Source organism: Burkholderia sp. A2, from assembly GCF_001729305.1.
GTDB lineage: Bacteria > Pseudomonadota > Gammaproteobacteria > Burkholderiales > Burkholderiaceae > Burkholderia > Burkholderia sola.
In genome coordinates this window covers 359,782-371,500 of the sequence record NZ_LZXX01000090.1, presented here as the reverse complement: position 1 = coordinate 371,500, position 11,719 = coordinate 359,782, and the positions used below count along the sequence as shown (strand labels likewise).

General features: G+C 69.1%; 13 protein-coding genes. 5 read left to right on the top strand and 8 right to left on the bottom strand.

The window, feature by feature from the left end:
* The first annotated feature begins 204 nt into the window (after positions 1-204).
* Entirely contained in the window at positions 205-453 is a 249-nt protein-coding gene (locus tag A9Z05_RS34665) for a hypothetical protein (protein WP_084044237.1), read from the top strand.
* 217 nt (positions 454-670) lie between these two features.
* On the opposite strand, the gene A9Z05_RS13690 is transcribed toward A9Z05_RS34665, so the two are convergent.
* Positions 671-1,453 (bottom strand): ABC transporter substrate-binding protein, encoded by a 783-nt coding sequence (locus tag A9Z05_RS13690; RefSeq protein WP_069618539.1) that lies wholly within the window; start codon positions 1,451-1,453, stop codon positions 671-673.
* 234 nt (positions 1,454-1,687) lie between these two features.
* Here A9Z05_RS13690 and A9Z05_RS13685 point away from each other — a divergent pair, with 234 nt between their 5' ends.
* On the top strand, positions 1,688-2,107 hold the full coding sequence (locus A9Z05_RS13685) for an MbcA/ParS/Xre antitoxin family protein (protein ID WP_069618538.1): 420 nt from the start codon (positions 1,688-1,690) through the stop codon (positions 2,105-2,107).
* The gene (locus tag A9Z05_RS13680; RefSeq protein ID WP_069618537.1) at positions 2,104-2,805 is read left to right on the top strand and encodes an RES family NAD+ phosphorylase; all 702 of its coding nucleotides are present in this window, start codon (positions 2,104-2,106) and stop codon (positions 2,803-2,805) included. The genes A9Z05_RS13685 and A9Z05_RS13680 overlap by 4 nt, the downstream gene beginning before the upstream one ends.
* Before the next feature lie 34 nt (positions 2,806-2,839).
* Here the strand turns inward: A9Z05_RS13680 and A9Z05_RS13675 are convergent, their stop codons facing one another.
* Positions 2,840-3,571 (bottom strand): metallophosphoesterase, encoded by a 732-nt coding sequence (locus A9Z05_RS13675; RefSeq protein ID WP_069618536.1) that lies wholly within the window; start codon positions 3,569-3,571, stop codon positions 2,840-2,842.
* 145 nt (positions 3,572-3,716) lie between these two features.
* Here A9Z05_RS13675 and A9Z05_RS13670 point away from each other — a divergent pair, with 145 nt between their 5' ends.
* Positions 3,717-4,370, top strand: coding sequence for a DUF1345 domain-containing protein (locus tag A9Z05_RS13670; protein WP_069618535.1), 654 nt, complete (start codon positions 3,717-3,719; stop codon positions 4,368-4,370).
* Positions 4,371-4,376: 6 nt separating this feature from the next.
* Here A9Z05_RS13670 and A9Z05_RS13665 read toward each other — a convergent pair whose 3' ends face one another.
* Both A9Z05_RS13665 and A9Z05_RS13660 read right to left on the bottom strand, forming a co-directional pair.
* Positions 4,377-5,045, bottom strand: coding sequence for a glutathione S-transferase (locus tag A9Z05_RS13665; RefSeq protein WP_069618534.1), 669 nt, complete (start codon positions 5,043-5,045; stop codon positions 4,377-4,379).
* A 97-nt stretch (positions 5,046-5,142) separates the two neighbouring features.
* Complete coding sequence (locus A9Z05_RS13660; RefSeq protein ID WP_069618533.1) at positions 5,143-5,850, bottom strand: class I SAM-dependent methyltransferase; 708 nt, start codon at positions 5,848-5,850, stop codon at positions 5,143-5,145.
* Positions 5,851-6,163: 313 nt separating this feature from the next.
* On the opposite strand from A9Z05_RS13660, the gene A9Z05_RS13655 reads away from it, so the two are divergent.
* Positions 6,164-7,816, top strand: a complete 1,653-nt coding sequence (locus A9Z05_RS13655; protein ID WP_069618671.1) for a DUF3459 domain-containing protein — start codon at positions 6,164-6,166, stop codon at positions 7,814-7,816.
* Between the two features lie 69 nt (positions 7,817-7,885).
* On the opposite strand, the gene A9Z05_RS13650 is transcribed toward A9Z05_RS13655, so the two are convergent.
* The 4 genes from A9Z05_RS13650 to A9Z05_RS13635 all read right to left on the bottom strand — a co-directional run bounded on the left by A9Z05_RS13650 (position 7,886) and on the right by A9Z05_RS13635 (position 11,683).
* Entirely contained in the window at positions 7,886-8,470 is a 585-nt protein-coding gene (locus A9Z05_RS13650; RefSeq protein WP_069618670.1) for a thiamine phosphate synthase, read from the bottom strand.
* Positions 8,471-8,492: 22 nt separating this feature from the next.
* Positions 8,493-9,836 carry a hemolysin family protein gene (locus A9Z05_RS13645; protein WP_069618532.1) on the bottom strand — a complete coding sequence of 448 codons (1,344 nt, stop codon included), beginning with the start codon at positions 9,834-9,836 and terminating at the stop codon, positions 8,493-8,495.
* Between the two features lie 76 nt (positions 9,837-9,912).
* Positions 9,913-10,692 (bottom strand): sensor histidine kinase KdpD, encoded by a 780-nt coding sequence (locus tag A9Z05_RS13640; protein ID WP_069618531.1) that lies wholly within the window; start codon positions 10,690-10,692, stop codon positions 9,913-9,915.
* A gap of 67 nt (positions 10,693-10,759) precedes the next feature.
* Positions 10,760-11,683: a DMT family transporter gene (locus A9Z05_RS13635; protein WP_069618530.1), complete on the bottom strand. Its 924-nt coding sequence runs from the start codon at positions 11,681-11,683 to the stop codon at positions 10,760-10,762.
* Between the last annotated feature and the right edge of the window lie 36 nt (positions 11,684-11,719).

The following is an 11,719-nucleotide window of genomic DNA, read 5'->3' as shown; positions in this document are numbered from 1 at the left end:
TGCGAGAGTCGACGGCGCGAGATCCGTCCGGTCGGGCGGCGACAGCCGCCGCTGCCGGCCAGGATGCAGTCCGCGGGGATGCGGCGGCCGTGCGCGGTGCAGCGGCCGCGTCACGGCGAGCAGGGAACGTCGTCGCCCGATCGCCGGGGCATCGGCATCGTCCGGTTGCCGGAACAAACATCAGACAGCAAACGGGGTAGAAAAATGATCGATCATCACACGCCGCGGTCCGCAGGCCGCGATCGCAGTGATTCGGGACATCGCCGCTCGAACGTCGCGCTTGCGGCAGACCGGCATGCCTCGACAGGCCATCTCTCCGCGCCCGGTGCGAGGCGGATCCGGCTGGTTGCCGGTCATCCGCGCCGGGTCGGCACTTTCCTGCACGCGAATCCGATCCGCATGGGCATGTGCACGCGGGCGCCGATACCGCGACGTCCGATCTTCGCCTATTGACCCGAGCGGCACGCGGTCCGTTCGCATGACTATCTGTTCCGCGAACGATTGATCGGTTATCCGAACGATGGTCGACGCATCGTGCTGCGCGCGATGCGGGAAGACAGGCATTCGATGCAACGGCGAACCACGCGCCGCCGTTGCCATCCGGTTGAAGGGGAGGGGCGGTCGGACGCGCGCGACGGGAGCAGTACCCGTACGCGCGCGACGCCGTTTTTCAACCGCCGTAGATGTCGAAGTCGAAGTACTTCGACGCGAGTCGCTTGTAGGTGCCGTCCTTGACCATGTCGGCGATCGCGCGATCGATCTTCGCCTTCAGGTCGGTGTCCTGCTGACGCAGGCCGATGCCGGCGCCGATGCCGAGCACTTTTTCGTCGACGAGCTCGGGCCCGACGAACGTGTAGTTCGCGCCGCGCGGCGATTTCAGGAACCCGATCGCGGCCTGCACTTCATCCTGGAGCGCCGCGTCGAGGCGCCCGGCGATCAGGTCGGCATACACGCCGTCCTGGTTCTGGTACGACACGACGTTCGCGCCTTGCTTGCCCCAGTACGCTTTCGCATACGTTTCCTGCGTCGTGCCCTGCTCGACGCCGATCGATTTGCCCTTCAGCGATTCGGCGGTCGGCAGCAGCGACGAGCCCTTCTTCACCACGAGCCGCGTCGGCTGGTTGTAGATCTTCGTCGTGAAGGCGATCTGCTGCGCGCGCTGCGGCGTGATCGACATCGACGACAGCACCGCGTCGAACTTCTTCGCTTTCAATGCAGGAATCATCCCGTCGAAATCGTTCTCGAGCCACACGCATTTCGCTTTCAGGCGCGCGCAGATCTCGTTGCCGAGGTCGATGTCGAAGCCGACGAGCTTGCCGTCCGGCGCCTTCGACTCGAACGGCGCGTAGCTGGCGTCGGTGCCGAAGCGGATCGTGGTCCAGTCCTTCGCGACGGCGGGGCCTGCGGATACCGCGAGCAGGGCGATCGAAACGGCGGCAATCAGTCTCTTCATGGTGCGTTCCTTGGCGTGGGGCATCCGGTTTCCGTGCGACAGGGTCTCCACGGACGCGACCCGCGCCGTGACGCGGTGTCCGCACGGCCATTAACGCAGAAAATAAAATAAGAGTCCAGAATGGACAAAAAATATCGATCTGGCGGATCGGTGTGACGATCGATGGGTGCGACCCTTGCAAAAATACGATAATGGACTAACCTTGTTAGTAAATTCATTTAGAGACTAACGATCATGTCACAGCCCGCGTACGATTCGCATTCCGCCGTGCCGCACGCTTCGGTCGCGCAGATGTCCGCGGCCGGCCTGCGTGCGTTTTTCAACATTGCGCGCGACTGGGAACTGACGATCGACGAGCAGATCGTGCTGCTTGGGTCGCCTGGCCGCTCGACGTTCTTCAAGTGGAAGGCCGCGCCGGAATCGGCACGCCTGCCGCGCGATACGCTCGAGCGGCTATCGCTGCTGCTCGGCATCTACAAGGCGCTGCAGATCCTGCTGCCGCAACCGGCCGCGGCCGATGCGTGGGTCAAGCGGCCCAACGATGCGGCGCCGTTCGGCGGCAAGCGCGCGCTCGACCGGATGCTGGCCGGCAACGTCGGCGATCTGGTGGCCGTCCGGCAATATCTCGACGCAATGCGGGGTGGCTGGGCGTGACGACACCGATCGAAGTCACCCGGTGGCCCACGACCACCGTCGACTGGGCGCCAGCCTATCGCGTGATTCCCACCCGTTTTCCGGCCATCAACCTGTTCGACCGCGTTGCATCGGCGGACGATTTCGACGCGCTCTACGCGCTCGAATCGCTGACCAACGACCGCATCCGCAACGAAGTCGGCACGCTCGATCTCGTGCCGCCGGCCGAGCGCCGCTACGGGCAGGGCTGGGGGCCGATCATGGCCGCGTTCACGCACCTGAATCCGCTGGGCAGCCGCTTTTCGGACGGCAGCTACGGCGTGTTCTACTGCACGCGCTCGCGCGACACGGCGATCGCCGAAACGCGCTATCACAGCGGCCTGTTCCTCGCCGCGACGAAGGAGCCGCCGATGCGCCAGCAGATGCGGCTCTATACCGTGTTCGCGCACGGCGACGTCGTCGACGTGCGCACGTGGCCGCAGCGCGACCCCGCGTTGCTGGACCCGGTCGACTACGGCGCGGGGCAGGCGTTCGGCCGCGCGGTGCGCCATGCCGGCGGCGCGGGGATCGTCTATCCGTCGGTGCGCGATCCGCGCGGCGAGTGTCTCGCCGCGTTCCGCACGACGCTGCTGCGCGACTGCCAGCATGCGGCCTATCTCGAATACAACTGGAACGGCTCGGCCGTCGATGCGGTGTTCGAACTGAATCAGGTCGGCTAGCGTTCGCGTGCGGGACGAAGCGCCGGCCGGCGCATCAGGGCAGCGGCCAGTCGCCCGCGTGGCGCTCGCGCGCTTCGGCCTGCGTCATCGACCAGGTGCGGCCGGTGCGCGGCTCGGCGAGCGTCAGCCGCCCGGCCGGCGCGAACGCACCCGTGTCGATGAACCATTGCGCGCCGATCCGCTGCGGCTCACGCACCGGCGTGTGTCCGGTGCAGGTCAGCGACAGCCCGGCCTGCACCGCCGGATCGGCGAGCCCCTGGACGAGATCGCGGCCCCAGATCAGCCGCTCGCGCACGTCGTGCGGATAGCTGCCGGCATCGAGATCCGCGTCCGAGCCGAAGAATTCCGCGTGCAGCACGTTGAAGCGCGTCGGGCCGTCGCCGATCACGCGCACGAGCGGCAGTGCGTCGACGCGCGCCGCATGCGCGCGCAGCCGTTCCGGCGGCAGGTCGGCGCCCCAGTCGCCGCCGATCCCGCGCCACGCGTCGGGCGGCAGCTTGCCGCGCGCGACGAGGCTCAGCACTTCCTCGTGATTGCCGCGCACGACGTGGCACCATGGTCGGTCGAGCAGGTCGAGCGCGGTGTCGGAGGCCGGGCCGCGGTCGACGAGATCGCCGACCGAGAACAGCCGGTCGCGGGCAGGATCGAAGCGGACGTCGTGCAGCAGCGCGCGCAGCACGTCGACGCAGCCGTGCAGGTCGCCGACGACGAAGTCGCGGCCGGCCGTGTTCGCGGGATGGCGGCAGAGCAAGGCGGTGGCGGTCATCCCCTTATCTTAGGCGCTCCTCGGGCGCTCGCACCCATCGCCATCTGACGATGGAATGAGGATAATCGGGGCGCGTTTCACGCCGGCGCGGCGGCGCTGCCGCGCACCCGGCCGAACCCTTTCCATCTGCTTTCGGAATCACACGATGACGCTTTATCCGCAGGTATTACGCAACCGGCCGCGCATGGTCGCGGCGTTCGTCGCCGGCGTGCTGTGCGCGGTGCTGCTGCCGTTTCCGCTGCGCGCCACCGCGCGTGCGCTGATCGGCTGGGATTGCGCGGTCTGGCTGTATCTGGCGTTGATGTGGGTGCGCATGGTCACCGCGCATCATTACAAGGTGCGCGAAGTCGCGATTCGCGAGGACGAAAACGCGACGACCGTGCTGACCGTCGTGTGCCTCGCGACCATCGCGAGCGTGGCCGCGATCGCGATCGAACTCGCGACCGCCAAGAGCGTCGGCTTTCGCGCGGGGCTCAGCCACTACGCGATCACGGGCGCGACGCTGTTCGGCGCGTGGTTCCTGATCCCGACGATCTTCACGCTGCACTACGCGCGGCTCTATTACGGCTCGCCGAGCGGCGATCGCGCGCTGCGTTTCCCGGACCAGCATCCGGAGCCCGACTACTGGGATTTCCTGTATTTCGCATTCACGATCGCCGTCGCGTCGCAGACGGCCGACGTGTCGCTCGCGAACCGCACCGCGCGGCGCTCGGTGCTCGCGCAATCGATCCTGTCGTTCTACTTCAACATGGCCGTGCTCGGCTTGTCGATCAACGTCGCGGCGGGGCTGCTGAGCTGACGCCGGTTATTTGAGCAGGTCGTACCGGCCGCCGCGCTCCAGCGCGCGCCGGTAGGCCGGCCGCGCATGGATCGTGTCGAGAAAGCGCGCGATCGCGGGATACCGGCTGCCGCCGCCGCGCGCGGTCGCGGCTTCGAGTGGAAAGCTCATCTGGATGTCGGCCGCGCTGAAGCCGTCGCCGACGAACCAGCCGCTGCGCGCCAGCGTGCCGTCGACATGGCCGAGATGCAGGTCGATCTGCGGATCGACGAATCCCGACTGCAGCGTCGTGGCGATCTTGCGTGCGATCGGCCGCGCGAAGAACGGCATCGGCGCATGCGCGATCCGCAGCGCGACGAGCTTGAGCAGCAGCGGCGGCATCGCCGACCCTTCCGCGTAGTGCAGCCAGTATGTGTAGTCGTGCCGCTCGGGCGAGCCGGGCGGCGGCGCGAGGCGCCCGTCGCCGTAGCGTTCGACCAGGTACTCGATGATCGCGCCCGATTCGGCGAAGGTGCGGCCGTCGTCGGTCACGACGGGCGACTTGCCGAGCGGATGGATCGCGCGCAATTCGGCCGGCGCGAGCATCGTCTTCGGATCGCGCTCGTAGCGCACGATCTCGTACGGCACATCCAGTTCTTCGAGCAGCCAGAGCACGCGCTGCGAACGCGAGTTGTTCAGGTGATGGACGGTCAGCATGTCGAGGCCGGAAGGGGGGCGGGAACGCCATCATACCGAGCCCATGCGCCGCGTACGCGAATCGTGTGACGCACGCCGCCGCCGGGCGCATCGACCGTCATGCGCGCCGCACCGCGATCCACGCGCCCCAGAACAGGCTCGCGAAAAAACGCAGCGGCGCATCGAAGCCCGCGTCGCGCAGCAGCGCGAACACGGCTTCCTCGGACGCGGGCGGATCGGCGCCCTGCAGGATCTTCGCCAGTTGCGCGCGCACGGCGTCGGGGGTGGCGCCCTTCATGCGCCAGCGCTGCTGCCACGCGTCGAGCAGGCGCGGGTGGTCCGCGTAGCGGCGATGGTTGCCGGCGAGCACGAGCGGCGCGCCGGGCTTCAGGCGTCGCGCGATCGCGTGCAGCAGCGCGGCTTTCGCGTCGTCGCCCGGCACGTGATGCAGCACGCCGATCAGCGTCGCGCCGTCGAACGCGGGCACGTCGGGCAACGCGTCGACGCCGTCCTCGACGAATGTCGTACGCGCGCCGAAGCCCGCGGCTTCGACGTTCGCGTGGGCGAGCGCGAGCATCGGCGCGGACGGGTCGACGGCCGTGAACTGCCAGCCCGGTTCGAGCGCGGCCGCGACGCAGATTTCCTGTCCCGTGCCGCCCGCGCCGGCGACGAGCATCCGCGCATCGGCCGCACCGATCGCCGACGCGAGCATGCATGCGGTGAGTTCGTGGCACGCATCGTAGCCGGCGAGCGCGATGCGCGATTGTTCGGCGTAGTCGTGTGCGCGTGACGGATCGAATTTCGCGGCGCTGGCGGGAAGCGACATGGCAGGTCCTCGGATCGGGGCGGACGACGTGTCCGCGAACAGGACGCAGAGCGTATGTGCGCGCGGCCGGCGCAACAAGACGAGCAATCATTCCGGTATGCCGACTACCCGACTGGCGGGCGCATGCCGGCCGGTTTCCCGCGCGATTTTCCAAGGGTCGATTCGCATTTAAAAATGTCTGACTACGATGCATCGACGTGGCGAATCCGGCGCATACTCGGTGCTCTCCCCCCGCCTGGCCTTCGCATGCCGGGCTCCGATGCGCTGCGCCATCGGCGCGGCCATGCCGCTCGGTACGCACGAGGAGCGCATGATGTCCGATTGTCCGCACGATCCGTACGCGCAGCACTACATCCATTGTTTGCCGTTTGGCGCGCAGCCCTGCGGCGCCCTGTGCACGACGCCGCGCACGCATTTCCGCGTGTGGGCGCCCGGCAGCGCCCACGTCGAGCTCGAACTCGATACCGGCTACGGCCCGACGCTCGTGCCGATGACGAGCGCCGGCCCGAACTGGTTCGAGGTTTTCGTCGACTGCGGCGCGGGCGCGCGTTACCGCTATCGTCTCGACGATACCGTGTCGATTCCCGATCCCGCCTCGCGCTCGCAGCCCGAGGGGCTCGACGGCCCGAGCGAGGTCGTCGATCCGCGCGCGTTCACGTGGCGCAATACGTTCTGGCACGGGCGCGCGTGGGAAGACATCGCGCTCTACGCGATCCGCCCGCACGCGGTGGGCGGCTTCGACGCCGTGCGCCGTCGCCTGCCGCAGCTGGCGCGTCTCGGCGTGACCGCGCTGGAACTGCTCGCGTCGCCGCACGACAGCCTGCCGTTCGCGCCGCTTGCGGCCGAAGGCGGCCCCGACGCGCTGAAGGCACTGATCGACGCTGCGCACGGCTACGGTCTCGCGGTGCTGCTGGAGCTCGACTACGCGCGCTTCGGCAGCGGCACCGACGCGCTGCGCCACTACGCGGGGCCGTTTTTCCATACGCGCGACGATCCGCTGCAGGCCGCGCCGCTCGCGCTCGATCATCCGGAAGTCTGCGATTTCTTCTGCGACAACGCGCTGTACTGGATCGACGAATACCGCTGCGACGGGCTGCGCCTGCGCGAAGCCGACCGGATCGGCGTGTCGTGGCTGCGCGAGATCGCGGATCGCGTGCGCGCCGCCGTGCCGGCCGACCGGCTGATCCACCTCGTGCTCGGCAGCGAGCGGCATCCGGCGCATCTGGCCGATACCCATTTCGATGCGCAGTGGAACGGTTGCGGCGAACGCGCGCTGCACCGGCTCACCGGGCGCGACACGTCGGCTCATGAAGGCATTTCCACGCACCAGTCGATTCACACGCTCGCCCGCGCGTTGACCGCGGCTGGCGCGGCGTATCAGCCGGCCGCATCGGCGGACGGGATGGCCGCCGACAGCGGGCTGTCGCTGACGTCGCTCGTGCTGTCGGACGGCGCATGGCGCGACAGCGGCCCGGGCGATCACGGGCAGGCGGCCGGTCTGGCCGCGCTCGCGCTGTCGCTGCTCACGCCGCAGATCCCGCTGGTCTTCGACGAAACCGCGCGCGACATCGACCGTGCGCATTTCGTACAGTCGGCGCTCGCGGTGCGCGCGAAGCTGATCGCGCCCAGGCTGACCGATTGCCGGCCGCAGGAAGCCCATGCGCTGAAGGCGGACGGCGACGGCGATGCCGACGCGCTGTGCGCATCATGGCGGCTCGCCGACGACGAGACGTTGACGATCGCGTTGAACCTGTCGCCCGATGCGCTGCCGTTCGATGCACCGGTCGGGCGGGTGGTGTTCGAGACGCCGGCACGCGCGCGCGACCGGGTCGATGAAGGGGAGTTGCCGCCGTATTCGCTCGTCGCGTGGCTGACGGGCGACGTCAATCGCTACGCGCTGACGCACGACGTGCGTCGCCTCGACGACGGTTCATGGCGCGGCAGGCGTGCGAACCTGAACGCATGAGCCGATGAACGCGTGAAGCGGCGTGGCGGCCATCGGTCGCGCACGGCCGCGCTGCCGGAACATACCGAATTACCAGAACCCGCGAATGCCCGCGATCCCGTACGCGCCGTGACGGCGCGCGTCGTCGAGGTGCGCGCGCGTCATGCCGCCGAGCGCGAACACGGGCATCGCGGCCTGCGCGGCCAGCGCGTCGAATCGCGCCCAGCCGAGCGTCGGCGCGCCGGGGTGGCTGAGCGTCGGCAGCACCGGCGATAGCGTGACGAAATCCGCGCCGGCGCGCGCGGCCAGCAGCAGGTCGTCTTCCGAGTGGCACGCGGCGGACACCCACCGGCCGGCCGGCAGCGGCCGCTGCGCGACCGCGCGCAACGCGGGGCCGTCGAGATGCCAGCCGGCGCCGTCGAGCCGCATCACGCCGGCTGCGTCGATCGGGCCGTTCAGCATCAGATGCGCGCCGGCCGCGTTGCAGCGCGCGAGCGCCGCGGCGGCCAGCGACGCGAACGCGGCCGCGTCGAACGATTTCACGCGCAGTTGCACGAGCGTTTCACCGCGCGCGAGCACGGTCGACAGCCGATCGAGGAACGCGGCCCGATCGGCCGCCGATGCGGATGCCGGCTCCGGCGTGATCACGCAGCAGCGCGGCAGCGGCGCGTTCATCGCGCGATGCAACCCGCCGCCGTCATTCGTCGGCCTCTTTCGCGATCTTCGGATAGACGCGCACGAGCACGATGCGCGGCCCGTTCATCTTCTTCACGACGACGTCGAAGCGGTCGAACGATACGCGCTGCCCTTCGGTCGGCAGGTCGCTCAATGCCTGGATCACGAGGCCGCCGACCGATTCCGCGCGGCCTTCGTCGATGTCGATGCCGAGCGCCTGCTCGAGCGACACGACGGGCAGGCTGCCCTTGCCCATCAGCGTGCCGTCGTCGAGGCGGCTCCAGTCGGCGTCTCCCTGGCGGAACTCGTCGTGGATCTGGCCGACCAGCGCGCCGAGCAGGTTGTCGAGCGTCAGGAAGCCGATCGGTTTCTCGCCCTTGTTGCCGACCAGCGCGAAGTGCGGCGCGCCCTTGCGGAAGCGGCGGAACAGCTCCAGCGCCGGCGTGTCGGGCTTCACGTACTGGACCGGGCGCACGTAGTCGGACAGATCCGCGAGCGCGGCGCCCGCGTGACGCGCGAGCAGCAGGTCCTTCAGGTGGATCAGCCCGCTCACCTGTTCGCGCGACGCATCCTCGAACAGCGGATAGCGGCTGAAGCGGTGCCGCGCGACGATCTCCATGTTGTCGGGCAGCGGCAGGTCGCGCCGCAGGCCGATCATTTCATGGGCCGGCCGCATCAGGTCCGACACGGTCATCGACGAAAAATCGAGCGAATGCGCGAGCGTGTTCCACTCGTCGTTGCTGTATGTGCCGCGCGCCGGCTGGGCCGCATTGCCGGCCGCGCTGCGGCGGCTGCGCAGGATCAGCTTCAGCTCGTCGGTCGAATAGTGCGCATCGCCGCCGTGGTCGGCCGACAGCCCCGCGAGCCGCAGCACCGCGTTCGCGCTGGTGTTGAGCACCCAGATCGCCGGATACATCGCCCAGTAGAACGCGTAGAGCGGCAGCGCGACCCACAGGCCGACCTTCTCCGGCTGGCGGATCGCCATCGATTTCGGCGCCAGTTCGCCGACGACGATGTGCAGGAACGAGATCAGCGAGAACGCGAACACGAGCGAGATCAGGTGCACGACGCGTTCGGACTCGACGCCGATCAGGTCGAGCAGCGGGCCGATCAGTTCCGCGAACGCCGGTTCGCCGACCCAGCCGAGGCCGAGCGACGCGAGCGTGATGCCGAGCTGGCACGCGGAAAGATACGCGTCGAGCCGGCCGTGCACGATGGCGAGGATGCGCCCGCGCAGGCCGTGCTTGCGGGCGAGGGTCTTGACGCGCGTCGCGCGGAGTTTGACGAGGCCGAATTCGGCCGCAACGAAGAACCCGTTCAGGGCCACCAGGAACAACGCGCCGATGAGCGCGAAGATCTGTAACAAAGAATCGCTCCGGTTATGAATGGCCCGTCAGTATAGGGCCAGAAAGGATTTTGTAATGTGTCGGGCGGCCGCTTGCTTACACCGGCGCCTCGCACGGAATCGAGAACGTGAGGGTGGCGGGCGCGCCGTCGCCGAACACGTCGTGCGCGAACGTGCCGCCGTGCGCGAGGGCGACGCGTTGGCACAGCGCGAGCGCCCATGCGCTGCGTTTCGCGTCGCGCTCGCGCAGCATCTCGTGCCGGGCGAACGATTCGAACGCGTGTGGCTGCGCGGGATCGACGAGCACGCCGGTGTTCACGGTGCAGGTGGCGCGCGCGGTGAACTGTGCGCCGTCGCGCGTGCAGGCGAACACGACGCGGCTGCCCGCGGCGCTGGCCTCGACGGCCGTCGTCAGCAGGGTCCAGAGCGCCTGCGCGACGCGTTCGCGATCGACGGTGAGCGACGGCTCGCCATCCGGCAGCGTCGTGTCGAGCGCGACCTGGCGGGTGTCGGCGAGCGTGAAACGCACGAGCGCGATCGTTTCGTCGAGCAGCGCGCGCAGCGCGAACGGCCGCGGCGCGAGCGCGAGCGTGCGGGTTTCCGCGCGCGGCGCGTCGAGCACGCCATCGATCAGCGCGACCTGCTGGTCGATGCCCGTGCGGATGCCCGCGAGCGCGCGCTGCAGGTTCGGATCGGCATTGGCGAGCTGGCGCTCGAGCACGTAGGCCCAGCTGTGCATCGCATTCAGCGGGCTGCGCAGGTCGTGCGACGCGGTGGAGAGCGCCTGGTCGCGCAGGAACAGCGCCGCCTGGGCGGCGTAGTGCGCTGCGCGTTCGCGCAGCAGGTCGGCGGCGGGATCGACGGAAGTGGACGTCACGGAGCTGGCCTGTCGGAAGCGGTTGGCGTGGAAGTCACGCGAATCGCCATTATAGGGACGGTGGGCGTCACGCCGGCAGCGCGTCCTCGTCCTTTTTCCGCGCGTCGCCGTTCGGCAGCAACTGGCACGCGAGCAGGCCGGCCAGCATCAGCGCGCAGCCGACGAGCGCGCGCAGCGTCAGCGTTTCGCCGAGCGCGGCCCAGCCGGCGATCGCCGCGAATACGCCTTCCATGCTGAAGATCACCGCCGCGTGCGCGGGCGCCGCGTCGCGCTGCGCGACGACCTGCAGCGTATAGCCGACCCCGACCGACAGCAGCCCGCCGTACAGCAGCGTCGGCAGCGCGCCGCGCAGCATCGCGACGCTGACCGGTTCGACGGCCAGGCCGGCCGCGAGACACGCGACGCCGCACACGGCGAACTGCAGGAACGCGAGCACGAGCGGATCGTGGCGCTTCGCGAGATGGCCGACCGCCATCACGTGCGCGGCGATGATGACGGCGCCCGCGAGCTGGAACCAGTCGCCGTAGAGCACCGAGAAGTGCTCGTCGATGCTGAGGAAATACAGGCCGATCGCGGCCAGCAACGCGCCGAACCACGTGCCCGCGCCGATCCGGTGGCGCGCGAACACGCCCATCAGCGGCACGATCACGACGTACAGCGAGCTGATGAAGCCGGCGTTCGCGATCCGCGTGTATTGCAGGCCGACCTGCTGCAGCGAGATCGACACGGCGAGCAGCCCGCCGAGCGCGAGGCCGGGCAGCAGCAGCGCCGGTTCGCGGCGAATCGCCGCGAGTTGCGTGCGCGACGCCGGATTCAGCATCAGCAGCGGCACCAGCACGAGCGCGCCGAGCAGGAAGCGCAGCCCGGTGAACAGGAACGGGCCGATCACGTCGAGACTCAGGCGTTGCGCGACGAAAGCGGAGCCCCAGATCGCGGCGGCGCCCAGCATCAGCAGGTTGGCGCGGAGGTGCTTGCGGGCGTCGGGCTTCATGGGAATTCGTCTGGAGATTACGGAGGAGCCCGCTAG

What these genes read in the sequence shown, in the direction of transcription:
- A9Z05_RS13650 (WP_069618670.1), bottom strand. Translation starts at nt 8,470, where the DNA reads ATGAACGCGCCGCTGCCGCGCTGCTGCGTGATCACGCCGGAGCCGGCA.
- A9Z05_RS13675 (WP_069618536.1), bottom strand. Translation starts at nt 3,571, where the DNA reads ATGACCGCCACCGCCTTGCTCTGCCGCCATCCCGCGAACACGGCCGGC.
- A9Z05_RS13635 (WP_069618530.1), bottom strand. Translation starts at nt 11,683, where the DNA reads ATGAAGCCCGACGCCCGCAAGCACCTCCGCGCCAACCTGCTGATGCTG.
- A9Z05_RS13685 (WP_069618538.1), top strand. Translation starts at nt 1,688, where the DNA reads ATGTCACAGCCCGCGTACGATTCGCATTCCGCCGTGCCGCACGCTTCG.
- A9Z05_RS13660 (WP_069618533.1), bottom strand. Translation starts at nt 5,850, where the DNA reads ATGTCGCTTCCCGCCAGCGCCGCGAAATTCGATCCGTCACGCGCACAC.
- A9Z05_RS34665 (WP_084044237.1), top strand. Translation starts at nt 205, where the DNA reads ATGATCGATCATCACACGCCGCGGTCCGCAGGCCGCGATCGCAGTGAT.
- A9Z05_RS13690 (WP_069618539.1), bottom strand. Translation starts at nt 1,453, where the DNA reads ATGAAGAGACTGATTGCCGCCGTTTCGATCGCCCTGCTCGCGGTATCC.
- A9Z05_RS13665 (WP_069618534.1), bottom strand. Translation starts at nt 5,045, where the DNA reads ATGCTGACCGTCCATCACCTGAACAACTCGCGTTCGCAGCGCGTGCTC.
- A9Z05_RS13655 (WP_069618671.1), top strand. Translation starts at nt 6,164, where the DNA reads ATGTCCGATTGTCCGCACGATCCGTACGCGCAGCACTACATCCATTGT.
- A9Z05_RS13670 (WP_069618535.1), top strand. Translation starts at nt 3,717, where the DNA reads ATGACGCTTTATCCGCAGGTATTACGCAACCGGCCGCGCATGGTCGCG.